The sequence below is a fragment of the Arthrobacter sp. NPDC058127 genome, assembly GCF_042884555.1.
In the GTDB taxonomy this organism is placed as follows: domain Bacteria; phylum Actinomycetota; class Actinomycetes; order Actinomycetales; family Micrococcaceae; genus Arthrobacter.
Genome location: NZ_JBHVTT010000001.1, coordinates 466,484 through 490,685 on the forward strand (window position 1 = coordinate 466,484; position 24,202 = coordinate 490,685).

General features: G+C 65.2%; 18 protein-coding genes. 8 read left to right on the plus strand and 10 right to left on the minus strand.

The features are described 5' to 3' along the window. Positions 1-4: 4 nt before the first annotated feature. From ACFVTG_RS02195 to ACFVTG_RS02220, 6 genes are all read right to left on the minus strand, one after another. Entirely contained in the window at positions 5-226 is a 222-nt protein-coding gene (locus ACFVTG_RS02195) for a hypothetical protein (protein ID WP_284752749.1), read from the minus strand. After that, positions 223-1,437, minus strand: coding sequence for an anion permease (locus ACFVTG_RS02200; protein WP_284752748.1), 1,215 nt, complete (start codon positions 1,435-1,437; stop codon positions 223-225). The genes ACFVTG_RS02195 and ACFVTG_RS02200 overlap by 4 nt, the downstream gene beginning before the upstream one ends. A gap of 174 nt (positions 1,438-1,611) precedes the next feature. Further along, entirely contained in the window at positions 1,612-2,109 is a 498-nt protein-coding gene (locus ACFVTG_RS02205; protein WP_390277583.1) for an HAD domain-containing protein, read from the minus strand. Between the two features lie 53 nt (positions 2,110-2,162). After that, entirely contained in the window at positions 2,163-6,263 is a 4,101-nt protein-coding gene (locus ACFVTG_RS02210) for a Pls/PosA family non-ribosomal peptide synthetase (RefSeq protein ID WP_390277585.1), read from the minus strand. Between the two features lie 41 nt (positions 6,264-6,304). Continuing rightward, positions 6,305-7,705: a diaminobutyrate--2-oxoglutarate transaminase family protein gene (locus tag ACFVTG_RS02215; RefSeq protein ID WP_390277587.1), complete on the minus strand. Its 1,401-nt coding sequence runs from the start codon at positions 7,703-7,705 to the stop codon at positions 6,305-6,307. A 113-nt stretch (positions 7,706-7,818) separates the two neighbouring features. Further along, a complete protein-coding gene (locus ACFVTG_RS02220; RefSeq protein WP_390277589.1) occupies positions 7,819-9,300 on the minus strand; it encodes an aspartate kinase in 1,482 nt (493 codons plus the stop codon). A gap of 159 nt (positions 9,301-9,459) precedes the next feature. On the opposite strand from ACFVTG_RS02220, the gene kynA reads away from it, so the two are divergent. From kynA to ACFVTG_RS02235, 3 genes are read left to right on the plus strand one after another with little or no spacing between them, the layout of a single operon-like run. Beyond that, positions 9,460-10,329, plus strand: a complete 870-nt coding sequence (gene kynA, locus ACFVTG_RS02225; protein ID WP_390277591.1) for a tryptophan 2,3-dioxygenase — start codon at positions 9,460-9,462, stop codon at positions 10,327-10,329. A gap of 39 nt (positions 10,330-10,368) precedes the next feature. After that, positions 10,369-11,607 (plus strand): kynureninase, encoded by a 1,239-nt coding sequence (gene kynU / locus ACFVTG_RS02230; RefSeq protein ID WP_284752743.1) that lies wholly within the window; start codon positions 10,369-10,371, stop codon positions 11,605-11,607. Continuing rightward, entirely contained in the window at positions 11,604-12,458 is an 855-nt protein-coding gene (locus ACFVTG_RS02235; RefSeq protein WP_390277594.1) for a PaaX family transcriptional regulator C-terminal domain-containing protein, read from the plus strand. The genes kynU and ACFVTG_RS02235 overlap by 4 nt, the downstream gene beginning before the upstream one ends. Here ACFVTG_RS02235 and ACFVTG_RS02240 read toward each other — a convergent pair. Further along, positions 12,410-13,813, minus strand: a complete 1,404-nt coding sequence (locus ACFVTG_RS02240) for an MFS transporter (protein ID WP_390277596.1) — start codon at positions 13,811-13,813, stop codon at positions 12,410-12,412. The genes ACFVTG_RS02235 and ACFVTG_RS02240 overlap by 49 nt on opposite strands. 232 nt (positions 13,814-14,045) lie before the next feature. Here ACFVTG_RS02240 and ACFVTG_RS02245 point away from each other — a divergent pair, with 232 nt between their 5' ends. The 5 genes from ACFVTG_RS02245 to ACFVTG_RS02265 all read left to right on the plus strand — a co-directional run bounded on the left by ACFVTG_RS02245 (position 14,046) and on the right by ACFVTG_RS02265 (position 18,292). Further along, positions 14,046-15,131 carry an outer membrane lipoprotein carrier protein LolA gene (locus ACFVTG_RS02245; protein ID WP_390277598.1) on the plus strand — a complete coding sequence of 362 codons (1,086 nt, stop codon included), beginning with the start codon at positions 14,046-14,048 and terminating at the stop codon, positions 15,129-15,131. Beyond that, on the plus strand, positions 15,128-16,114 hold the full coding sequence (locus ACFVTG_RS02250) for an ABC transporter ATP-binding protein (protein WP_390277600.1): 987 nt from the start codon (positions 15,128-15,130) through the stop codon (positions 16,112-16,114). The genes ACFVTG_RS02245 and ACFVTG_RS02250 overlap by 4 nt, the downstream gene beginning before the upstream one ends. A gap of 61 nt (positions 16,115-16,175) precedes the next feature. Beyond that, a complete protein-coding gene (locus ACFVTG_RS02255; RefSeq protein ID WP_390277602.1) occupies positions 16,176-16,976 on the plus strand; it encodes an ABC transporter permease in 801 nt (266 codons plus the stop codon). Between the two features lie 27 nt (positions 16,977-17,003). Next, positions 17,004-17,624, plus strand: a complete 621-nt coding sequence (locus ACFVTG_RS02260; RefSeq protein ID WP_059389303.1) for an L-threonylcarbamoyladenylate synthase — start codon at positions 17,004-17,006, stop codon at positions 17,622-17,624. A gap of 2 nt (positions 17,625-17,626) precedes the next feature. Next, entirely contained in the window at positions 17,627-18,292 is a 666-nt protein-coding gene (locus ACFVTG_RS02265) for an alpha/beta family hydrolase (RefSeq protein WP_390277604.1), read from the plus strand. Between the two features lie 3 nt (positions 18,293-18,295). Here ACFVTG_RS02265 and ACFVTG_RS02270 read toward each other — a convergent pair whose 3' ends face one another. The 3 genes from ACFVTG_RS02270 to hrpB form a co-directional block, all read right to left on the minus strand. Further along, entirely contained in the window at positions 18,296-20,473 is a 2,178-nt protein-coding gene (locus ACFVTG_RS02270; RefSeq protein ID WP_390277606.1) for an elongation factor G-like protein EF-G2, read from the minus strand. Between the two features lie 113 nt (positions 20,474-20,586). Next, on the minus strand, positions 20,587-21,339 hold the full coding sequence (locus ACFVTG_RS02275) for a M50 family metallopeptidase (RefSeq protein WP_284752817.1): 753 nt from the start codon (positions 21,337-21,339) through the stop codon (positions 20,587-20,589). 69 nt (positions 21,340-21,408) lie between these two features. Next, positions 21,409-24,126, minus strand: coding sequence for an ATP-dependent helicase HrpB (hrpB, locus tag ACFVTG_RS02280; RefSeq protein ID WP_390277608.1), 2,718 nt, complete (start codon positions 24,124-24,126; stop codon positions 21,409-21,411). Positions 24,127-24,202: the final 76 nt, after the last annotated feature.

Consider the following 24,202-nt stretch of genomic DNA (forward strand, 5'->3'; position numbering starts at 1 on the left):
CCAGCTACTTCGTGAAGTACGGAACGATCAGATAGATCCCGAAAAGCACGGCGATTCCGCAAGCCGCGAAACACACGTACGCAAGGGACCGCACCATGACCGGCGACTTCTGCCGGGCGTCGCCCGCGATGGCGGTGAGGCGGACACCGAGCGAATACAGCACTACGAGGAGCACGGCTGCCACAAGGGTCGCGCCGGCCACCTGCACCAGATCCAACCACTTCATGCCTGGATGTCCTTACTCATGCTTTTGCTCAGACTCTGTTTCTTGGCGTTCTTCTTGCGGAAGCGGACTGCGGTGCCGGCTTCTTCGACTTCGACGGCGTTGTGGTGGCCCACGTGCGACTTCCTCGAGTAGATGAACATGTAGACGACGACGGCGGTGCCCACGACTGCAGCGATAACCACGCCGACAGTGCCTGTACCGATGAGGAACGCGGTCAAGGCGCCCACGATCGCAGCCGCAGGGAGGGTGAAGAGCCAGCCGGTGGCGATGCGCCCCACGGTTCCCCAGCGCACCGTGGTGCCTTTGCGCCCGAGGCCCGAGCCAATGACCGACCCGGAGGCCACCTGCGTGGTGGAGAGCGCGAAGCCGAGGTGGGAGGAAGCGAGGATGGCCGAAGCGGTGCTCGCTTCGGCAGAGAAGCCTTGGGCCGGCTTGACGTCGGTCAGCCCGGAACCCATCGTCCGGATGATGCGCCATCCGCCGGCGTAGGTTCCGATGGCGATAGCGAGTGCGCAGGCCCCGATGACCCAGAACTGCGGGCCGCTGCCGGCCGGCTGGGTTCCGGCGGCGATCAGGACGAGGGTGATGATGCCCATGGTCTTTTGCGCGTCGTTGGTACCGTGCGCCAAGGCGACAAGGCTTGAGGTGAAGATCTGGCCGGTACGGAATCCGCCGCGCTTCTGGGTCAGCTTGTCGCCGGTTTCGGGGTCATGCCGGGACGTCAGGGCGTAGGCCAGCTTGGTGCATAGATAGGCCACGGCACCGGCGAGCAGTGGCGAGAAGACGGCCGGAAGGATGACCTTCTGGAGCACGGTATCGAAGTTGACGGCGTGGAATCCGATGCCGACGATCGCCGCCCCGATGAGGCCGCCAAAAAGCGCGTGCGAAGAACTCGACGGCAGCCCCTTGAGCCACGTGAACATGTTCCACAGGACGGCCCCCATCAGCCCGGCGAAGATGATCTCCGGCGTGATGTGGATACCGTCCGTGCCCTCTCGGATAAGTCCTCCCGAAATGGTCTTCGCCACTTCGGTCGAGAGGAACGCGCCCACGAGGTTGAGCACCGCGGCCAAGGCAACAGCCGTCTTGGGTTTGATGGCACCCGTGGCGATCGGAGTCGCCATGGCGTTCGCAGTGTCGTGGAAGCCGTTGGTGAAGTCAAAAAATAAGGCCAGCGCTATGACAAGCGCGACCATGAAGGTGATTCCCACCTGGTGCCCAATCTGCAGAGTCGATGATGCGCAGTTCCACTTCCCCGGGCCTGCCCAACAAAAAACAGTTCAGCACGCGTTCATCTGACTGTACTGGCGGAATTAACTATGGCGGGCGTGAAACCTTAAGAATCTTACGTGCCATTGCCGGCATGGCAAAACGTAGGCCCAGCATCATCCAAGGAATTGCCGAACAGCCGCGATATCGCTGCGTGACAGGCCCCGCCGCGGGTCCGGTGAGATCCAAAGCACACGGTTGCCGAGGAACTCGGCCCAGGACCGGGCAGCGGCTTCATGGTTCAGCTGATCGTCCATCCACACGATGCGTTCGGCTCCGGATTCCTGGACGTCCTTCTGCAAGACGTCCAGCTTCCACCAATCGGCGGTCTGGTCCCAACCGTCGCTGGTCAGGACGGGCCAATGCTCGCCATGGAGACCGATTGCAGGGCACAGGAACTCAGGGGCGAGCCGCTGCCACGTGGTCAGCCAAACAAACCTCGCCGCGGGGTGCGCGGCCAGCTCATTGAGTTCGCCAACCAGTTCGGACGCGTACACGACGTCGAGGATTCCGGCGTCGGCGATTTTCCATTCCGTACCCCAATCAGTGAAGCCCATGGGACCGAAGGGGTTCACCACGCCGTCGACGTCCAGATACAGCGACACGGTGGTCATGCAGTCCCCCTCCCGGACGTGCCAACAAGGCCAGCGTAAGCCACGCGTTGGCGTTATAGCAGTCCGGGGACCGTTTGCCGGGTCAGTTCGCGTGCAGGATTGCCGCCGAAGATGCCGCCGGCCGGGACATCCTCGCCCTTCATCAGGAACGAGTCGGCTTCGAGTTCCGAGCCGTCATGCATGGTGGTGCCGTAATGGACGAACGCACCCACGCCCAGGGTGCAGCCGGCGCCAAGGGTGATGGCATCGAGTTTGAACGCGCCGTCCTCCATGGAGTGGCATTGCGCCACGGCGTAAGCGTTGAGGGTGCAGTAGTCCCCGATGGTGACGAGGGTCTTTTCCGGGATCCCGCAACCGTCGTCGAAGACCTTCTTGCCCATCCGGACGCCCAGGATTCGCCAGATCACGGGTTTGAAGGGCGTGCCGTTGAACATTTGCACGATTCCCCCGGCGCCGAGTTTCCAGTAGCGCTCGTGCCGCCAGAAGGGCACTTCGTAGATGGAGCAGAAGGTCGGCGAAAGTCGTCCAAAGCCGAGGGACGCCCGTTCCACGAGGACCATCAGGACGCCCGTGGTAATGACCATTGTTCCCAGCGCCGCCACCGCAGCGAGTCCCCCTGCGGCGGGAAGGAAGGCCTGCGATGCCCAGGCGGCGAGGAGAATCACGTACAGTTCAGCCCACCGGGCAAGCAGGTAGAGGATCACCGTCACGGTGTTGTGTACGTTCTTTGCAGGGATCCGGCGCCGCAATTCCTCCGCCGTCCTGAACCGATCAAAGGTGTTGTCACGGTCCACGGTGCGCGGTATTTCAAAGGGCGGTGAGCCCAGGAGGCCCACCCCCTCGCGTAGCGGACCGTCCAAAGGCACCATGGTCTTGGTCCCCAGGAGGCAGTTGTCCCCCATCCTGGCTCCGGCGGGATAGGCGATGTTGTTGCCGAAGAAGCTCCTGGCCCCGATGGTGGCGGGCGAAAGGCGGAAAGCGGTGTTCGAGTAGTCGGCATTGATGATTGAAAGCCCATCCGAGACCATGGTGCCGCTGCCGACCGTAGTCAGTGTGGGGCTGTCATGCTTCAGCCCGACGCCGAAATTGGATCCGGTCTGCACCATGTCCGGTTGGTGATAGCCCAGGACGTCCAGGTAGTACACGATCAGGGAACTGTCTCCGGTGAGCTGGAGGAGTGCTTTGAGGTTGGTCAGCCGCTGGGCTGTCCGCAACAGTCCGAAGCGGACGCCGTAGAGGGGGTAGTCCTTGCCTGGAACCAGAAGCAACGCCAGCAGCCTCGGAACGGTGGCGGCGACGGCGAAAGCGGCCAGGATGCTGCCGAAAAGAAGGACGGCGGAGATCAGCAGGAGCGCTTGCCAGAATAGCGGCTTGGCCGGGTTTGTTTCGCCCGTGGGGAGGGAAGCGAGTACGACGTCGATGACTCCAAGCCCGATGGACGACACCAGTACCACGTGGACCACCACGGTCCAGAAACTGAAACTGGCCCGGCTGGCCGTCCCGGACGCGGCTTGTCCCGCCCTGCGATAGCTGGTGTTGGTGGGCTCGGCCGGGGAGCCGGCCCAGGCGCCGCCGGGCGGAATACTCTGGAAGCGATGCAGGCAGGAGCTGTGCCCCAGTTGGGCGTCGTCGCCCATGGCTGTGTCAATCTCCAGCGTCGTTTGTTCGCCGATCAGGACGTTTCGGCCTAGGATGACGGGCCCCGTCTGGATCCGGCCGGCGTGGGCACGGTAGCAGCTGAACGTTGAGTCCCTCCGGATCACTGTGTCCGCTCCCACTGTCAGCAAGTCGGTGCAGGCCGGAATCCTTGAGGAGAGGATGGTTACCCTCGGGCCGATCCTGGCCCCCAGCGCCCTGAGGTACAGGGGGAAGACCGGTGTCCCGACGAACAAGCGGACAGGGCTTGTGTTGACTAATGTCTTCACGAACCAGAAGCGGACGTACCGCAAGGACCAGAGAGGGAACTCCTCGGCCTTCCACCGGCCGATGAGCGCCCATTTGAGCGCAATGGGCATGACTGCCAGGGCCAGGAACGATATGGTGCCGACGACGACGGAGCGCGCCACGAGGACGCCCGGCTGCCGGGACCCGCCGATCCACTGTTCGCCGGCGGAGGGGATGAGCACGACGACGTACGCGTAGGCCAGGGCGGCCAACGCCTGCAAAACCCCGCACAGCAGGTACTGGGCAGTCCCCACTCGCAGGAACGGTTCAGCCGTCGCAGTTCCCCTCCCTCCGGCGCCGACCCCCGCCAGTGCCTCGTCGTTCGCGGCGTCGAGGGCGGCCGCCAATGCGGCGATGGTCGGATATGCATAGATCTCGCGCATCGAGACTGAGGGTGAGTTGGCTTCCTTGCGGACGTTGGCGCAGAAATGCGCCATCAGCAGGGAGTTTGCCCCGAGGTCGTTGAAGAAGTTGGCGGTGGTGGAAACCGACGTGAGCCGGAGCGCCGCAGCCAAAGCCGGGGCGAGGATCCGTTCCGTGGGCGTCACCGGACTGGTGTCAGCGAAGTCTGTACTGACCGTGCGCGGCCCGGCGGGATGTGGAAGGCGGCTGCGGTCCACTTTCCCGCTGACCATCATCGGCATGGTCCGGAGGGACTGGAAATAGCCCGGCACCATGTAGGCGGGAAGCCGCTCGCGCAGCCAGGCACGGATGTCTCCTCCTGCCACCTCGGGGACGTTCTGGTGCATCGTGTAGTAGGCGGCAAGTTCCGTGATTCCCGGCTCGGGCTCCCACGTCTTCACAACGGCCATCGCTATCCCGGGTATCTGCAGAAGGACGTTTTCGATTTCGCTCAGCTCAATCCGATAGCCTCGGACCTTCACCTGTGTGTCGGCGCGGCCGTGGTACTCGATCTCGTCGTCGTCGTTGAACCGGCCCAGGTCACCCGTGCGGTAAATGCGATGGGAGGGGTTGTCCGCCAAGCCCAGGAAATCGGGAATGAAGGCCCTTTCTGTCAGCTCGGGCCGGTTGATGTACCCCCTGGCGAGCCCCACCCCCGCCAGACCGATTTCGCCCAGCTCGCCGTGAGGCAAGGCGCGGTCCTGGACGGGATCCAGGATGACCGCCGAGTAGCCGGGCAACGGTTTGCCCAGGGTCACGGGCTTGCCGGGCTCCGCCGTGCCCCAGGTTGCCGTCACGGTCGCTTCGGTGGGCCCGTAGACATTCAGGAACCGCCGGCCGGGCCGGTGCCAACGCTCCACAAGGTCCTCCGGGCAGGCTTCACCGGAGACGAGCAGGAACCGCAACCCGGGCAGGTCGTCATCGAGCGTGGCGAGCAGGGTCGGCACGCAGCAAAGGGCGGTGATGTTCCGGGCCTCGATGAACTCGGCAAGATCCGGCCCGAGGAGGTTGTTCCCGGGCGGTCGGGGCACCAAGGTGGCCCCCACCATCCAAGGCACCCAGATCTCCTCCACGGAGAAGTCGAAAGCCGTGGTCATGCCCTGGTAGACCCGGTCGCCGGAATCGTAGCCGTAGGTTTCGGCGGCAATCCGTACGAAGTGGCAGATGCTGGCGTGGGCTATGGCTACTCCCTTTGGCCGTCCGGTGGATCCCGAGGTGTAGATGATGTAGGCCAGTCCGTTGGCCGGGGACTCCTGTCCCGCCCAGCCCAAGCGGGAGGGTTCGAACGCGGCAATGCGGCGGTCCTCCTTGTCCATGCGAACCGCGGGGGCCGCAGTCCCGGTCAGGAGGCTGTCCGCGAGGCGGGAGACAGTCAGGATCATGGTGACGTCCGCGTCGGCGGCAATGTAGGCAATTCTCTCTGGAGGGAACGCCGGGTCGAGGGGCACGTAGACGGCATGGGCCTTGAGGACCGCGAGCATGCTGACATAGGACCACACCGGGTCATCGAACAGCAGTGCGATTCTTTCGCCCGGGCTCACACCGCGCGCAAGGAGGTAGCGGGCGAGCCGGTTGGCCCGGGAGTCGAGTTCTTCATAGCTGAGCGAACCATCCGCTGTTTCCACTGCCGGATGGCGGCTGCCGCCTTCGGCTCGTTGCCGGTCGCACCGGTCCTCGAAGAGCTCCTCAAGCCGCTCGCCCGGGCTCCACCGGATCGTGTTGCCCCGCGTTGTGTTGCCCTGCCTTGTGTTGCCCTGCGTTGTGTTGCCCTGTGTCGTACTGCCCTGAGCAGTCACGTGCCTTCCCATGTTCCCCTCCTGGTCCTGTCCCTGTGTCCGGCCGGCGGGCCCTATCGGACCGCCCCTGCCTTGGCACTCTGTCCTGCGATGGAACTTTGTTCGGCAATGGCAGCCAGCAGCAGCCCGCAAGCGGCGTCGACGAGTTCCGCCGTGATGTTCAGCGGCGGCAAGAGCCGGACCACGCAGTCGTCCCGCCCGCCGCATTCCAGGATCAGGCCCCGCTCCAGGGCATTTCGCTGCACTGCGCGGGCCAGGTGTCCGGCAGGACGTCCTGTCCCCGGATCGCGGAACTCGATTCCCCACATCAGGCCCCGGCCCCGTACCTCGCGCACCCAGGGGTTTGCGGTCAAGGGCGCGAGGAGCCGGGCAATCTGCGCGCCGCGGCTACGGACGTTGCCGAGAACGTCGTCGCGCCGGATGATCTCCACGGCTGCAGCCCCCGCGGCGAATGCCAACTGGTTTCCGCGGAATGTCCCGGTGTGGGCACCCGGGAGCCAGAGGTCGAGGTCCTTGTTGTAGATGATCAGCGCAACGGGGAGGCCTATTCCGCTAAGGGCCTTGGATGCCACGATGACATCGGGCTCGATCCCGTACTGCTCGAACGCGAACCACGTTCCGGTGCGCCCGCACCCGGTCTGGATCTCATCGATAATCAGCGGGATGTCCAGCTCACGGGTCACCCTGCGCACGGTTCGCGCGAATTCGACGGTGGCCGGTACAACTCCCCCCTCGCCCTGGACCATTTCCATGATGACGGCTGCGGGAAGTGGAATGCCCCCGAGCGGGTCTTTGAGGGAATGTTCGAAGAATTGGACACAGTTGGTCGCACAAGTCTCCGGGCGCAGGCCTACGGGACACTGCGCACAGTAGGAATAGGGGAAGAAGTGAACTCCGGGCATCCCGTTCGCCACCGGTTGCTTCTGTTCAACTAGTCCAGTCAACGCCATCCCCACGGCACTGCTGCCATGGAATGCTCCCTGGAAGCACACGATGTCCCCGCGTCCGGTGGCGGTCTTGCACAATTTGATGGCAGCATCCACGGCATTTGCACCGGTTGGTCCGCAGAAGTGGATCTTCATCCGATCGCCAAGTCCCCAAGGAAGCATGGACAGCTGTGCGCTCGTGAAGGCGTCCTTCACCGGCGTCGGGAAATCAAGCCCATGGCTCAAGATCCGCACTTGTTCCGCCACGACCTCGACCAGCTCCGGATGGCTGTGCCCGAGGGACAAAACCCCGGCACCGGCTAGGAAATCAATGAAGACATTGCCATCGACGTCCCGCACAAAGGCACCGGAGCCCTCGGCAATGGCGATGGGAAGATGCCGCGGATAGGTACGGGCATTGGATTCGTGGAGTTCCTGGCGAGCCAACAATTCAGCAGATCCGGGTCCTGGCAGGGGCCCGGTTACATGTGCCGAGGTCAAGGTAGCCTGCTGCGGGTGTGTGTGCATGGCGATCGGGTCCTTATCCCGTGGATCCGCGGCGGCGGATCAATGACTGAGCGCGTCCCGCTGCCGTGCCTTTTGCGACGCGGGGAAGATGGGGTGCCGGTGCTGCGGCCCCGCTACGGCGCTTTGCTGGCCTCCTCTCCTGACTGGTCCTGCCCTGCCTGCTCCTGTCCTGCCGGGTCCTGTCCTGCCGGGTCCTTTCCTGCATGGTCCAGCCCGAAGGCGAACCGCACGGAGCGCTGCGCGTCCTCGAGCGCTGCCGCGCGGACAACGACGTCGATGCGCATGTCGGAGGCCGAGATCAGCTCGATCTCGGCTCCCGCGTCCGAAAGGGCCTTGAAGAGCCGCGAAAAGACCTGGGCGTCAGTGCGCAGGCCCACCCCGATCAGCGACAGCCTGCCGATCTGGCCGTCGTACTGGAGGTCGATGAAGCCGATGGCCCCCTGGGCAGCGGACAAGGCCTCACGGACACGGAATCCGTCCCGGCTGGGAATCGCCAGCGAAATGTCGCTGCCGCCGGCACGCGCGGCCGAGCTGTTTTGAACGACCATGTCAACCTGGGCGCGCGCGTCGGCAAGAAGCCCGAAGATTTCCGCAGACTTTCCCACCCCATCCGCGACGCCTATGACCTTTAGCTTCGCCACGGACCGGTCACAGAGAACTGCAGAGACCACTGGCTGCTCAACGGCCGGAGCCCGTTCCCAGACCGGCTTGTGGTCCCACACCGCCTCTTGGTCCTGGCTTGGGAGGATCAGGGTGCCCATGACACGGTTGAAAGACGAACGCACATGGATGGGGACGCCAAAACGGCGGGCATACTCAAGGCATCTGGCATGCACCACTTTGGAACCGGACGCAGCCAATTCCAGCATTTCCTCGTTTGAAATGACATCGATTTTCCGCGCGCGGGGAACGACCCGCGGGTCCGCGGTATAAACGCCATCGACGTCGGTATAGATTTCGCACATACCGGCCCCCAACGCGGCCGCCAAGGCGACGGCCGTGATGTCCGAACCGCCCCGGCCCAGCGTGGTGACCTCTTTCTTCTTGAGGCCCTTCCCTTGGAAACCAGCGACGATGGCAACTTCTTCGCGTTTCAGGCAGGCGCGGATATGGTGCGGGTCAACGTTGACGATGTGCGCCTTGCCGTGGATGCCGTCGGTAATCAGTCCGGCCTTCTTTCCGCTGAAGGTTCGGGAAGGGACACCAAGGTCGGACAGGGCAATCGCCAGGAGCGTCACGGAAATCCGTTCACCCGTGGTCAGCAACGCGTCAAGTTCGCTGGCGGGAGGACTGGGGCTGAGTGACACGGCCAGGTCAAGCAGTTCGTCGGTGGTGTCGCCCATGGCCGAAACCACCACCACCAGCGGGTGTCCGGCCTCCCGGGTCTCGGCGATCCGCCGGGCGACCCGCTTGATGGCTGCCGCATCGGCTACGGAGGAGCCCCCGTATTTCTGCACTATGAGGTCCCGGGCCCGAAGCTTTGAGCGTGTACGTAACGCCATCTGTTCGAGACCGAGGAAGTGTTCTAGGCCGTCTACCTCCGGATGCCGACGGTCTGCTGGTAAATCCCGAATGCTGACTGTCTGCTGGTACATGGAGCCTCCTGGAGCCCGCATACCCCCCTGCCGATCTTACGACGTACAGACTCCGCCAGCGGTTCACTTAGGCAACAAAAAGTGGCCTTGGAACGTCAGTCACGCATCCTCAGATTTTCATTATCTTGACGTTCGTCATGATAGTGATACGATCAATGTATGGAAAACCGTACCGGCCACTCCGCCCAAAGCATCAGGCCTATCGAGGATTCGGTCCGCACCGACTTCAGCCAGGCCATGTCCTACGGCGGGTATCTGGACCTTGACCGCCTCCTCACTGCCCAGCACCCATTGAGCACACCCGAACACCACGACGAATTGCTGTTCATCATCCAGCACCAGACCAGCGAACTGTGGCTCAAACTGATCCTGCATGAGCTTCTTGAAGCCCGCCGGCTCCTTGATGTGGACAACCTTGCCAAGGCCCTCAAATGCATCGCGCGCGTCAAGGCGATCCAGCGGACCATGACCGAGCAGTGGTCTGTCCTGGGCACGCTCACTCCGCGCGAGTACTCCGAATTCCGGCGCTTCCTGGGCAGTTCATCAGGCTTCCAGTCCCACCAGTACCGCGGCGTCGAGTTCCTCCTGGGCAACAAGAACCGCGACATGCTCCGGGTCTTCGAGAGCGATCCGGCGGCGCACAGCCAGCTCAGCACCCTCTTGGAGGAGCCGACTCTTTATGACGCCTTCCTCGCAGTGCTGGCGAGGGCCGGTTATGCCGTTCCCGCCGACATCCTGGAACGTGACACGAGCGAACCGTGGACATTCCAGAAGGACCTTGTCCCGGTCTTCCAGGAGATCTACGAATCGGAAGCCACGCCTTGGGGTTTTTACGAGGCCTGCGAAGACCTCGTGGACATCGAGGACAACTTCCATGCCTGGCGCTTCCGCCACTTGCGGACAGTGCAGCGAACCATCGGATTCAAGGTGGGCACGGGAGGCTCCTCCGGCGTCGACTTCCTCAAGCGGGCCCTTGACCTGACTTTCTTCCCGGAGCTCTACGCCGTCCGCACCGAAATCGGCAACTGAACAGTAATTCCAAGCAACCCCAGCAGTTTCAGGAGAGACATGAACAGCGCGCAGCAAACGCAACGGCCGACGTCGGCGGAACTCGACGCCGCGGATCCCCTCGCCGGGCAGCGCGAGGCCTTTTACTCCCCGGCGGACGGCCAGCTCACCGCCTACCTTGACGGGAACTCGCTCGGAAGGCCGCTCAAGGCGACGTCGGCAAAGCTCGCGTCCTTCGTCGAGGACGCCTGGGGCAGCCGACTTATCCGCGGCTGGGACGAACAGTGGATGGACGAGCCCACTACGGTGGGCGACCGGATCGGCGTCGTCACCTTGGGTGCGGCCGCCGGCCAGGTCACCGTGGGAGATTCCACGTCCGTGATGCTCTACAAGCTCATCCGGGCAGCGGTAGACGCCCAGCCGGGCCGCGATGAGATTGTGGTGGACCGGGACAACTTCCCCACTGACCGTTTCATCATCGAGGGCATCGCCGCTGAGAAGGGCGCCACCATCAAGTGGGTCGCTTCCAATCCGGCCAGCGGCGTCCGGACCACGGACCTTGAGGGACTGCTCAGCGAGCGGACCGCCGTCGTCGTGCTCAGCCACGTGGCTTACCGTTCCGGTTTCCTGGCGGATGCCGCGGCAATCACCGCGATGGTCAAGGAATCCGGTGCTCTCATGCTCTGGGACCTGTGCCACTCGGTAGGCTCGGTCCCCCTCGAACTGGACGCCTGGGGCGTGGACCTTGCTGTGGGTTGCACGTACAAGTACCTCAATGGCGGCCCGGGCTCTCCCGCGTTCGCGTATGTCAGCGCGGCGCAGCAGGACCGCTTGCAGCAGCCCATTTGGGGCTGGATGGGCGCCGACAACCCTTTCGGCATGACAGAGAGCTACGCACCCGCCAAGGGGATCCGCAGCTTCATCACCGGCACACCCCCGGTGCTGGCCATGCAGCCGCTCAAGGACATGGTTGAGCTGATCGCGTCGGTGGGCATGGACGCCGTGCGGGAGAAGTCCATCAAACTCACCGAGTACGCAGCTGCCTTGGCCGAGGACATGTTGGTCCCCCTCGGTGCCGAGATTGTCAGCCCGCGCAACACCGCAGAGCGTGGCTCGCACATCACGGTGGACCATCCGTTGTTCGGCGAGGTGACCCAGACGCTTTGGGAGCGGGGTGTCATTCCGGATTTCCGCCCCCCGCACGGACTGCGGATCGGCCTCTCGCCGCTCAGCACCAGCTACGCGGAGGTTGAGCTGGGCGTGACCGCCATCCGGGACGCCCTCGCCGAGCTCCTGTGAGTGCCGTCCTCGACGACATGGACTCCCGGCCCGGGAGTACCACGTCGTTGCTGCGCACGGTGATCGGCTTGTACCTGCGCGACGCCGGCGGATGGATGTCCACCAGGCACATCATCGCCCTCATGGAGGCCCTTGGCGTGACCGCGGCTGTTTCCCGGACGGCCTTGTCACGGTTGAAGAAGAAGGAAATCGTCCTTCCGCAGCAGCGTCACGGTGTTCCCGGCTTCGCCGTCACCGAGGGCGCCGCATCGATGCTTGCCCGCGGCGACCGGCGGATATTCAACCCCCGCCTTATGTCCTCGGAGGACCGCTGGTGCCTCGTGTCCTTTTCCATTCCGGAAACGGAGCGCGAAAAACGGCACCAATTGCGGCGGCGATTGCACTGGATCGGCTGCGGCACGGTGGCAGCAGGGCTGTGGATCTGCCCGGATTCCCTTCGGGAGGAAGTGGAGGAGATCCTGGAGGACCTGGAACTGCGCGGCATGGCCACGGTTTTCGTCACGGATACTCCCTTGGTGGGCGGCAGCCTCCGCGATGCCGCATCCGCGTGGTGGGACCTGGACGCCGTGGCAGAACTGCATCGCGACTTCATCCGGCATCACGGTTCCGCGGCCGAAGAAGGCGGCCAGGGCAACGATTCCGACGGCGGCCCGGCCTCCGCCGAAATCTTCGCCCGTTATGTCCGATGCATTGACCGGTGGCGGATCATTCCGTACCTGGATCCGGGGCTGCCGGCGGAGTTCCTTCCCGAGGATTGGCCCGGCACGGCGGGAATCGCCTTGTTCGAGCATCTGGGAGCCGCCTATTCACGGCCAAGCGCGGAGTTCGTCCGGACGATGTTGGAGGCATAGCCGCTGCCATCCTTTTGGGACGCCCGAAGCTCCATGCCCAGCAGGTAGGGCGCGCCTAGCTCCCCGATCGGCGTCTTCGCTGTTTCCCTCGACAAAGCTACGCAGACAGCGGCAATAGCCATGCAGGCGCACGCGAACACCGCCACGGGCACCCAGCCGTCAGCGCCTTTGCCGAGCAGCAGCCCGGCGATCAGCGGGCCGAAACCCGCGACCACCAGTCCTAGCTGGTTGCCAATGGCCATGCCGGAGTAGCGGACGGGGGCCGCGAACAGTTCGGCGAAGTATGAAGGCCAGATGCCGTTGAAGCATGAGTAGAGCAGTGTCATGTTGACGAAGGCCGCGGCGAAAACCAGCCAGATGTTGCCGGTGGACAGCGTCCAGAAGTAGGCAAAGATCGTAGCCGAGCAGCCGATGGCTGCGGTCAGGAGCAATGGTCGCCGCCCCACTTTGTCCGATAGCCTCGCGACGAGGGGCATGACGAACATTGACAGTCCGATCGCCACGGCATTCACCGTAAGGATTGCCGTCTTGTCGAAGCCGGCCGCACCCGTTGCATAGGCCAAACCGAAGACGGTGAAGATGGTCTGCATGACCGACATGATGGACATCCCAATAACGCGCACCACGTCCATGGACTGGAACTTGAGCACATCGCGGATCGGCAAGGAAGCCACCGCATCCTTCTCTTTTGCGTCTTCGAAGACGGGAGTCTCATCCAGATGGGTGCGGACCCAGTAGGCGATGGCCAGGACCACAATCGACAGCCAGAAGGGGATCCTCCACCCCCAGCTCATGAGTGCGTCGCGGGGCAAGGCGGCGACCGGAATGAAGACCAAGGTGGCGAGGACCATCCCGGAGGCGTAGCCGGTCATCACGAAACTGGTAAAGAAGCCGCGGCGGCCTTCCGGCGAGTGTTCCAGTGTCAGCGTCGATGCTCCCGCAGACTCAGCCCCGGCAGAGAAACCCTGCGCCAGGCGACCGGCAACCAGCAGGACCGGCGCCCAGTACCCTATCTGGCTGTAGCTCGGCAGGAAGCCGATGCCCAGCGAAGAAAGGCCCATGACGCCGAGCGTGATGAGCAGGATCTTCTTCCTTCCCAATTTGTCGCCGAAATGGCCCATCACAAGCCCTCCCACCGGGCGCGCTATGTAAGCGACGCCGAACGTGGCAAAGGCGCCAATCAGGCCGACGGCGGGATCGTCGGAGGGAAAGAACAGCGGCCCGAAGACCAGCGCGGCCGCAGAGCCGTAAATGAAGAAGTCGTAATACTCGAGGGTGCTCCCGAGGAACGACGCGAGGGCTGCTTTTCCGGGGGTTTTGCGCATCGTTGCCAGTTTCCGGGTGGTTATTGCCATGGGGTTTCTCCTTGGGACGGCATTGTCTCTGTACGGACGGAGATCCGGGGGTGAGGAGATCAACACTCGCGGTTTTCGTGTGACCGGCGCCATGCGCTTACCGATGATCGGGAATCGAATCTCCGCGCTGCCCGGCACGGACAAGGAGGCCATGGGCACGTGATCACTCCGGGCACCAGGAGTAGTCTGGAACCATGAACTTCCCCGATGGTGGATGGTTCGCGAGGTTGCCATGACCCGCGCCTGGTTGCGTTGGTTGCCGGCCGCGCTGGTTCCGGCAGCCCTTGCTGCGGCGGCCCTGGCTGGTTCCTACCAGGCAGGAGCTGCGACGAGCCTGCCGCACAAAACCGCCGAGGAAGTCATCGCGATGATCGGCCGAGCCGACGTCCGTGCCTTGTCCGGGACCCTTCAACAAAGTTCCGATCTGGGACTCCCCCAGCTCCCCTCGGTCGGGCCAACGGCAACCCAAGGCCCCGCGTCGGTCATGGAGCTTTTGAGCGGTTCACACACGGCCCGGGTCTACATTGACGGTCCCGCCAAAGCCAGGTTCCAGGTGATGGACATGCTCGCCGAGCGCGACCTCGTCCGCAATGGCAACGATCTCTGGCTCTACAACTCGGCCGACAACAGTGCGGCGCACATGACAATGCCCGCAGAGCCGGCGCGCGCTGCGGCGCCACACGCGACACCGACTCCCGGAGTAACCACGCCTGACGTCGTCGCGCAACACTTCCTCGCCGCCGTCGGGCCCACCACAGACGTGACCGTGGGCGACGGAACCACGGTGGCCGGCCGCACGGCGTACCCATTGGCGATCAAGCCGCGCAGTACCGGCACGCTCGTCGATTCAGTGACAATCGCCGTCGACTCCGCCTCGGGCTTGCCGCTCAGCGTCGATGTGCGGGCACGGGGCCAGGCCGCAGCGGCCTTTTCGCTCGCGTTCACTGACTTGAGCTTGTCCGCGCCCGACGCCGCCCTGTTCAGTTTCACTCCGCCCCGCGGTGCCGCCGTGGAAGAGAAGGCAAGCCCGCAGCCGCGCACCCTCCCCGGTAAGACCGGGCAGGCACCGCAGGCAAAGGCAACAGCGAGCCGGCCCACGATCACGGGCACCGGCTGGGACGCCGTGATGGGCCTGCCCGCGGGCACGATGACCCCTGATGTCCGCTCGGCTCCGATGTTGACCCAGCTCACCCAAGCGGTGCCGGGCGGCCGTGCGCTGACCACCAGCCTGGTAACTGTCTTGATGCTCGACGACGGCCGCGTCTTCGCGGGAATGGTGCCACTTGAGCGGTTGCAGGCCGCAGCCGCCGCGAAATGACGGAGGCATCCCCGCCGGCTGAACTGGCGATAGAGACGCAAGGCCTCAGCAAGCGCTTCGGCCACCGGGCCGCCGTCGACAGTGTCGACTTGGCGGTTCCCCGCGGTTCAGTTTTTGGTTTCCTTGGTCCAAACGGCTCCGGCAAGACCACGACCATCCGGTTGCTGCTTGGCTTGGCGGCCGCCACGAACGGCCGCATCCGGGTTCTTGGCGGCGAAATGCCGCGCCAGCTGGCGACGGTCCTGCCCAATGTGGGCTCGCTGGTGGAAGGCCCGGCCTTCTACCCTTTCCTGTCCGGGGCGGCCAACCTTCGGCGCTTGGACAGCGCCGACCTTCATGCCTCCCCGCGAACCAGGGCCGCAAGGGTGGATGAAGCGCTCGAGAGGGTGGGGTTGTCCCATGCCGCAGGCAAGAAGGTCCGGGCCTATTCCCTCGGGATGAAGCAACGCCTGGGGATTGCGCATGCCTTGCTGCGGCCGAGGGAACTGCTTGTCCTGGATGAACCTACCAACGGCCTGGATCCGCAAGGTACCCGGGAGGTGCGCAGCCTGGTCCGTTCCCTGGCGGCAGGAGGCACCACGGTGTTCGTTTCCAGCCATCTCCTCGCGGAAGTGGAACAGATGTGCACCCATGTGGGCGTCATGAGCGTCGGCAAACTCGTGGCGCAAGGAACCCTCCACGAACTGCGCGCCGCGGGAAAGGCCACGATCCGGGTCCACACGCCCGATATTGAGGCCGCTGTCCGTGTCCTCTCCAGGCTGGGCCTGCAGTCGGAGCTGTCTGCTCCGCCGCCCGGCTCATACGGGCCCGATGGCCAGAGCCTCGTCAGCACCGGTCCGCCGGGGCACGAGGTGGCTCCCGAGGAGATTGTGGCTGCCCTTGTGTCCGACGGCGTGCGGGTCCGGGGTTTCGGCGTGGAGAACGCCAGCCTGGAGGAGCGCTTCGTCTCCCTCACCGGAGAGGGTTTCGACATTGCCGGCTGAACGCGGAACCGAATCTTTACCCGGCCAGCCAGCGGCCAGGGCATCAAGCTCGTGGTCACTCATGGCCTCGGAGCTTTCGGTGCTGTTCAGGCGGCTGCGGACGTGGGCTATGCTCCTGGCCCTCGCGGCGATTCCCGTCCTCATTGCTGCGGCGGTCAAGCTGAGCTCGCATCCCGTGGCGCCGGGCCGCGGCCCGCCTTTCCTGGACCGCATCACCCAAAACGGGCTTTTCGTCGGCGTGACGGCAATGATCGTCTCCGTGCCCTTGTTCCTTCCCCTCACGATCGGAGTGGTGGCAGGCGACACGATTGCCGGTGAAGCGAACCTGGGCACGCTCAGGTACTTGCTGGTCGCCCCGGCCGGTCGCGTCCGCCTCTTGTTGATCAAATACGGGGCCGCCGCGGTGTTCTGCCTCGCAGCGACCCTCACGGTGGCCGCCGCCGGTGCGCTGGCCGGTGTCGCGCTCTTCCCGGTGGGTCCCGTCACCCTGCTGTCGGGCGACACAATCGGCGTGGGCGAATCCGTGGTGCGTTCCCTGCTGATTGCCGCGTACATCGCGGTGTCGCTGTTGGGGCTGTCCGCCATCGGGCTGGCAATTTCCACTTTTACGGACGTGCCGGTCGGAGCCATGGCTGCAACCATCGTCTTGTCCGTGGTGTCGCAAGTGGCCGACAACCTGCCGCAACTTGAGTGGCTGCACCCGTGGCTGTTCAGCCACTACTGGCTGGGGTTTGCCGATCTCTTGCGCCAACCCATCTCGTGGACGAGCTTCGGCGACAACGCCCTCTTGCAGGCGGCCTACATCGTGGCGGCCGGGGCGTTGGCTTATGGCAAGTTCACGAGCAAGGATGTCCTGTCCTGAAGTACTGCCTGCCCGTAAGCTCGTGGCATGGCAAGATTCTTCGATGTCCACCCCCAGGACCCACAACCACGCGCAATTGCCCAGGTGGTGAATATCCTCCAGTCCGGCGGGCTCATCGCCTACCCCACCGATTCCTGCTACGCACTCGGGGCGCAAATCGGCAACAGGGAAGCCCTCGATCGGATCCGCTCGATCCGGCAGCTCGACAGCAAACACCATTTCACCTTGGTCTGCAAGGACTTCGCGCAGCTCGGGCAGTTCGTCATGATCGACAACGATGTGTTCCGAAGCATCAAGGCCGTCACCCCGGGAAGCTACACATTCATCTTGCCTGCAACGAAGGAAGTGCCGCGCCGGCTCCTGCACCCCAAGAAAAAGACCGTGGGCGTGCGGATTCCGGACCATAATTTTGTCCAGGCCCTGCTGGCCGAACTGGGCGAACCGCTCCTTTCCAGCACCTTGCTGCTCCCCGACGAGGAGGAGCCCTTGACCCAAGGCTGGGAAATCAAGGAACGCCTGGACAATCTGGTGGAAGCCGTGATCGATTCCGGGGACACCGGCGCCGAGCCGACAACCGTGGTGGACTTCTCGAGCGGCACGGCCGAAGTGGTCAGGCGCGGCACCGGCGATCCCTCCCGATTCGAGTGAGCATGAGCATCGCCGAATCCCGTGTCACGATCGACGTCGACGGCGCACCGATCTCCGGTATCTACGCAAGGCCGGACAAACCGGTCGCGACCCTTGTTCTCGCCCACGGGGCCGGGGCAGGCATGGAGCACCCGTTCCTGGGCGGACTCGCGCAAGCGTTGAACGACGACGGCGTCGCGACTTTGCGCTTCAACTTCCCTTACCGGGAAGCCGGCAAGCGGTTCCCCGACCGGCCGCCTGCCGCGATCGCGGCATGGCGGGCCGTCATGGCGGAAGCGGCGTCCCGTTCGGAGGGCGAACCGCTGTGGGCGGCCGGCAAGTCCTTCGGTGGTCGCATGGCGTCGATGGCGGTGGCCGAAGGCATGCCCGCCGCTGGACTCGTCTACCTCGGCTACCCCCTGCACCCGCCGGGAAAACCGGAGAAGCTCCGTGACGAGCACCTTTACGGGCTCACGCTGCCCATGCTTTTCCTGCAGGGCACCCGGGACACCTTCGCTACGCCCGAGCTGCTCGAAGACGTCGTGGCGCGGATTGGACCCTCTGCCATTATCGAGTGGTGGGAAGGCGGCGACCATTCCTTTGCACGTGTCGGGGTCAAGAAGAGCGCTGGGGAGGTGGGAGCCTCATTGGCGGCTCCGGTGTCAGCGTTCCTTCGAAAGAACGGCTGAGCCTCAGGCTTTCGCCGCGGCAACGGCGATGCCGGGAGGCAGCGGCTCATGCCGCAAGTACTCACGGCGGAACCGACCGCTTCCCGACGTCAGCCCCCGCAGCACGATCGCGTACCGCAGCAGTTCCTGTTCCGGGACTTCGGCGCTGATCTCGGTCCTCTCGCCGCCCACGGACGTCGTCCCGGTGACGCGCCCGCGGCGGGAGGACAGATCGCTCATGACCGCACCCACGTGATCGTCGGCCACAAGGACCGTCACGGCCGAAATCGGTTCAAGGAGTTGAATGCTGGCCGCCGCAGCGGCTTCCCGCAAGGCCAACGCGCCGGCCGCCTGGAAAGCCGCGTCCGATGAATCGACGCTGTGCGTCTTGCCGCCTACCAGGGTCACCCTGATGTCGACCACCGGGAAACCTGCCCGCACCCCCTTGCCCATCTGGGCCCGGACGCCTTTCTCGACCGACACAACGTACGTGCCGGGGATGACCCCACCAACGATCCTGTCGACGAACTCGAAGCCTCCGCCGCGTTCAAGTGGTTCCACTTCAATATCGCAAATCGCGTACTGTCCGTGGCCGCCGGATTGTTTGACATAGCGCCCGTGGCCGGCGGCCTGTGCGGCGAATGTTTCCCGGAGCGGCGTGACGACGTCCACGGTCTGCAGCTTCACCCCCTGTTCCCGCAAGCGGTCCAGGACTGCCTCCGAGTGGGCCTCGCCCATGCACCACAGGACCAGCTGGTGTGTCTCGGAGTTGCGCTCCACCCGAAGGGTAGGATCTCCTGCCGCGACCTTCGCAAGGCTCTTGGACAGCGCATCCTCATCTCCGTGCGAGGCCGCTTCGATCGCCACTGGCATCAGCGGTTCGGGCATGTCCCAGGTTTCCACGAGCAAGGGAGCCTCACGGGCGGAAACCGTGTCTCCCGTCTCGGCGCTCGCCACCTTCGCCAGCGCGCAAATGTCCCCGGCCACTGCAAACTGTACGTGCCGAAGGTTGGAGCCCAGCGGCGAGTAGAGATGAGTGATCCGCTCGTCGCTGTCGTGGTCGGGGTGGCCGCGTTCGGCCAGGCCGTGCCCGCCTACATGCACGGCGGAGTCCTCGCGAAGCGTCCCTGAGAAGACCCGGACCAAGCACACCCGTCCCAGGAACGGGTCAACGGTAGTCCGCACGACCTCGCCAAGGAGCGGACCGTCCGGATCGCAGGTCAGTGGTGCGACAGGTGTCCCTCCCAGGTCGGTTACCGTCGGGAGGCTTCCCTCGGTTGGAGACGGAAACGCCCTGGTCAGCACTTCCAGCAGTTCGGCCGTGCCGACCCCGGTCACCGAGGAGCTGGCCAGCACGGGAAAGAACGTCCCGCGGACGATCGCGGTCTCCAAGTCTTCCACGAGCGTGTCGATGGGGACCTCCTCGCCTCCGAGGTACCGGTCCATCAAGGTCTCGTCCTCGCTCTCGGAGATGATGCCCTCGATGAGTTCCCCCCGGACACCCTCCGCGCCGGCCAGTTCCTCCGCGGTCGCCGGACGGACAGCAGGTCTGGGCTCCCCGGAGGTGTACTCCGATACCGAGCCCGAAAGCAGCCCGAGCACTCCCGAGACGGCGTCACCCTTGCGGACAGGCAAGTGAAGGGGAAGGACGGAATCACCGAAGGCGGCCCGGCATTCGGCCAGGACAGCATCGTAGTTCGCCCGCGGATGGTCAAGCCGGCTGATGACGACTGCCCGAGGCATGCGAACGCGCTCGCATTCGCCCCAGAGGGCGGTGGTTCCGGCGTCGACGCCGTCAACTGCCGACACCACGAACAACGCCGCATCCGCGGCACGCAGCCCCGCGCGCAACTCTCCCATGAAATCGGCGTAGCCCGGGGTGTCGAGAAGGTTCACTTTGACGTCGTCGAAGACCAGCGGCGCCGCGGATAGCCCGATGGACCGCTGCTGGTGGATGGCCGTCGCTTCCGAGTCACTCACAGTGGTGCCATCCACGATCGAACCCATGCGGGACACAACGCCGGCAGCGTAAAGGAGCGATTCGAGCAGCATCGTCTTTCCCGCGCCCGAGCGGCCAATCAGGACGACGTTGCGGATATTCTCGGGCCGATCGGCCGGCACCGAAGAGGGGTCCGCGCGTCGAAGATCGGGGTTGGTCCGGTTCGACCCCTTCGTCGCACTGCCTGGGCCTTTCACCGACATGAGCACCTCCTGGGTTAGAAGCCGGATCCCCCGCGTCCTTTGCTAACCGATTCCACACCCTGGACCGGCGCACGGCAAGAGCAATCCATGCCGTCTGTGCCGAAACCGCAGGCTTAGGAGAGCATGACCCACACCAGGCGAACGGAAAAGGCCGCGCTCGCTGCAATGACAACGGCGAAAGCCACCAGCCACAGCAAGGACGGCACCCCGGTGGCACGGGCCAGGATGTAGGCGTCCGACGACGCAAGCCGGTCCCGGCGGCGGGTATGGACCGAAGCCACCTTGAACCAATCCCGCACGGCCCCCACCTCGAGGGCTATGCCGAGTCCCAGCACCACATGGCTCACCGTCGAGGCAGTGGCGAACATGACAAGCAGCTGGGCAATCGCCGCGCTCAGGAGCGCCACGAAGATTCCGGTGAAGTTCCGCAGAAAAATCAGTGCGAGCAGCAACACAAGCGCGCCGATGGACATGGCCGCTCCCGAGCGCCCGGCCGACACGGACCAGATGAGCGCCACGCCTACCACCGCCGGACTCGGATAGCCCCAGAAACCGGACCAGGCCGCCCCGAACTTGCCGCGCCCGCTGCTCAGGAGCTGTCCTGAATGGTCCAGCCCGATCCGGAGCCCGTGGACAACCCGCCCCGTCATGAGGGCGGCGAAAGCGTGGCCCAGTTCATGCACAAACGTCACGTACAGGCCGAACCAGCGCCAGGTGGCCCGCGGGATGCTCAGCACGACGGCCGCAGCGAGGATGCCCAGCACAACAGGTGTCGCAAGGTTCGGGACCTCTTGCGTCGCGAATCCCCGCAGCACGGCTTGCCACCAGTCGTTGGCCAGGTCAGCGGGACGCAATTCCATGTTCATCACCGTGGCATCCTAAAGAACGAGCCTGTGAATGCCACCCAGATGGCTGGAACTGCCGACAAGCCGAAGTCACATCTTTCGCTTGGTCCTGGCCGTGGCGGGCGCTGTCCACGGGTCCTCGGGCCAGGGATGCTTCGGATAGCGGCCGCGCATTTCGGCACGGACCTGGGCATAGGGGCCGGACCAAAAGGAAGACAGGTCATCTGTCACGGCCAGCGGGCGCCTGGCCGGAGAAAGAAGATGGAACAGCACCGGTACCCGTCCGCCCACCAAACGGGGCGTTGCAGCCCAGCCGAAGCACTCCTGCAACTTCACGGCCACTACCGGCCGCCCGCCGTCGTCTGCCGCGTCCGGATAGTCGATCCGCACCCGGGAGCCGCTCGGCACCTCAAGCCATTCCGGCACCAGCTCGCCGAGACGGGCCGCTTCCGGCCACGGTAAAAGCCGCCGCAACGGCTCGGCCAGGTCGATCCCGCTCGTAGCAGCGCCTCCTGCGAGGGCTTCGAGCTCCGGCGCCAGCCACTTGTCCAGCCGGGCCAGCAACGCCGGTTCGGAGACGTCCGGCCACGGATCGCCCAGTTCCCTGTGCAGCAAAGCCAGTCGCCGGCGCAAGGCATCGGCTACTGTCGACCATCCGATGGTCCCCAAGCCCTCTTTCGCCAGGGCACGGGCTACGGCAGCGCGCCCGTCGTCGATGGAGGGCAGTACAGGCGTCGACGAAAGCACGATCGCTCCCAGCCGCCGTTCCCGCCTGGCGGTGACACGTCCCTGCTTGAATTCGGCCTCCACCGTGTCGCGCAGGAGGTGGCTGGCGGCAGCTTCCGCCGCATCCGCCGCCAAGGGCGCGGCGGAACGGATGACTGCGCCGGTGCCTGCCGCATCCCGGCCCTCCGCACGGGACACTTCGGCCACGGCGAGCCACTCGTGCCCGGCGAGCGGACTGCCCGCCGGCAGTCCGGCACGTGTCCCGGACGTCAGCAGGTACCGTTCAGGGCCGGTGCCTGGAACGCGGCGCGCCACACGGTCCGGGAACGCGAGCGCGACGACGAACCCCAAGGCTTCGGCGGGACTCGCCGGTGAAGACCGGCTTGGCGGCGCGGCCAGGGAAGGCCCGACGCCGGGTCCCTCCTGGCGCGCGATCGCCTCCATGCGGCGGACATCCTCCGCCCAACGCCGGGCGGCAGGGTCCTTGCCTGCCCGGAGTGCGGCCAGGAGGCGCGTCAGGTCGGCTCCTGGAGCCCGTTGATCCCCTGCTACGAGGGCGACCGCCTCGGCAGCCGCGCGGTGCCCGACAGTGGCGGCACCATCCAGCAGTGCGCGGGCCAAACGTGGATCGGCGGGAATCCTGGCCAGGGTCTTTCCCACGTCCGTGGCAAGTCCGTCCGGGCTAATCGCGCCAAGCTCTCCCAATACCTCGATGGCGTCGTCCATCGCGCCTTGGGGCGGTGCGTCCGGAAGAGCCAGTCCCCGGCCACCCGGTGACCCCCAACAGGCCAGGACGAGCGCGGCGCCCGTCAGGTCCGCGGCCGCGATTTCCGGGGTGGGGTGCGCCGGTGCAGCGCCGTACGCTTTTTGCTCGTAGCAGCGGACCACCCGTCCAGGCCCTTGGCGCGCCGCGCGTCCGGCGCGCTGTTCGGCGGAGGCGCGGGAGCAGGAGACCGTCACGAGGCCGGACATGCCGCGGTTGGCGTCACGACGCAGCTCACGGGACAGTCCGGAGTCGATGACGAGCCGGACTCCCGGAACGGTCAGGGAGGATTCGGCCAGGGCAGTCGAGATGACAATCCGGGGAGGTCCGCCGGGCTCACGGCCGGAAACCGCCCGGTCTTGTTCCGCCGGGCTTGCCTGGCCGTGAAGCTCCAATACCTCGGCGTCCGGTAGCCTCGCAGCAAGGCGGGCGCGCAACCGGGAAGCGACGTAGGAGACTTCCCCCGCGCCCGGGACGAACACGAGGGCGTCGATATCCGGATCAGTTGCGAGCGTGTCCATGTACGACGCCGCGGCCGTGTCCGCCACATGGTCCAGGAAGGCTCGGGTTACGCCGCGTCCGTCCAGCCGTGGAGCGGACGTGGGCGCCCAGTCCACCTTCAAGGGATACAGGGCGGACGGACAGTCGACGACGGGTGCCGGCCCGCCGCCGTCGGGCCTTCCGTCCGTACCTTCTCCGACGCTCCGACCAATCAGCGCGGCAAACCGTGGCGCGTCCAGGGTTGCCGACATCGCGACGAGAGTGAGGTCGTCCCGCAGCTCACGGACTTCAATAAGCATCCCGAGCAATAGGTCTGTCTCCAGGCCGCGTTCGTGAACCTCGTCCAGGATCACAGCGCCGGCAGTCTCAAGTCCCGGATCGGCGAGCAGGCGGCGCAGGAGGATTCCGGGAGTGACAAACTCGATGATGGTCCCGGGGCCCGCCTGGCTTTCTCCGCGGACCGTGTACCCGACGCGATCGCCCAGCCGGCTACCGTCCAGGGCCGCGAGGCGCCGTGCGGCTGAGCGCGCGGCGACCCGTCGTGGTTGGGTCACGATCACCCGGGGGCGCTCTGTCCCCGTGACGGCGCCGGCCGCGATGTTGGCGAAGGTCATATTGGCAAGCAAGGGCGGGACGAGCGTCGTCTTGCCGGTCCCCGGAGGCGCTTGCACGACGGCGGCTCCTGCCGATCCTCCCGCCCTGAGGGCTTCGGCGAGTTCCCCCAGCGATTCTCCGAAGACCAGTCCCGCGCCAATCCGGTCCAGGTCGAAAGGGCGGTATGCGAGCGCGGCGTTCCGCGGAACGAGTGGGGATTTCACTCCTCCATTGTCCATATATGCGGATCCGACCCTGAAAGGTGGACTGCTTGCCGAATCGGGAGGACGATTAAAAGGC

Bases quoted from the DNA above. Each gene is read 5' to 3' on its own strand.
- ACFVTG_RS02260 (WP_059389303.1), top strand. From the start codon at position 17,004: ATGGCAAGATTCTTCGATGTCCACCCCCAGGACCCACAACCACGCGCA.
- ACFVTG_RS02250 (WP_390277600.1), top strand. From the start codon at position 15,128: ATGACGGAGGCATCCCCGCCGGCTGAACTGGCGATAGAGACGCAAGGC.
- ACFVTG_RS02275 (WP_284752817.1), bottom strand. From the start codon at position 21,339: ATGAACATGGAATTGCGTCCCGCTGACCTGGCCAACGACTGGTGGCAA.
- kynU (WP_284752743.1), top strand. From the start codon at position 10,369: ATGAACAGCGCGCAGCAAACGCAACGGCCGACGTCGGCGGAACTCGAC.
- ACFVTG_RS02195 (WP_284752749.1), bottom strand. From the start codon at position 226: ATGAAGTGGTTGGATCTGGTGCAGGTGGCCGGCGCGACCCTTGTGGCA.
- ACFVTG_RS02210 (WP_390277585.1), bottom strand. From the start codon at position 6,263: ATGGGAAGGCACGTGACTGCTCAGGGCAGTACGACACAGGGCAACACA.
- kynA (WP_390277591.1), top strand. From the start codon at position 9,460: ATGGAAAACCGTACCGGCCACTCCGCCCAAAGCATCAGGCCTATCGAG.
- ACFVTG_RS02240 (WP_390277596.1), bottom strand. From the start codon at position 13,813: ATGGCAATAACCACCCGGAAACTGGCAACGATGCGCAAAACCCCCGGA.
- ACFVTG_RS02220 (WP_390277589.1), bottom strand. From the start codon at position 9,300: ATGTACCAGCAGACAGTCAGCATTCGGGATTTACCAGCAGACCGTCGG.
- ACFVTG_RS02265 (WP_390277604.1), top strand. From the start codon at position 17,627: ATGAGCATCGCCGAATCCCGTGTCACGATCGACGTCGACGGCGCACCG.
- ACFVTG_RS02270 (WP_390277606.1), bottom strand. From the start codon at position 20,473: ATGTCGGTGAAAGGCCCAGGCAGTGCGACGAAGGGGTCGAACCGGACC.
- ACFVTG_RS02245 (WP_390277598.1), top strand. From the start codon at position 14,046: ATGACCCGCGCCTGGTTGCGTTGGTTGCCGGCCGCGCTGGTTCCGGCA.
- ACFVTG_RS02205 (WP_390277583.1), bottom strand. From the start codon at position 2,109: ATGACCACCGTGTCGCTGTATCTGGACGTCGACGGCGTGGTGAACCCC.
- ACFVTG_RS02255 (WP_390277602.1), top strand. From the start codon at position 16,176: ATGGCCTCGGAGCTTTCGGTGCTGTTCAGGCGGCTGCGGACGTGGGCT.
- ACFVTG_RS02215 (WP_390277587.1), bottom strand. From the start codon at position 7,705: ATGCACACACACCCGCAGCAGGCTACCTTGACCTCGGCACATGTAACC.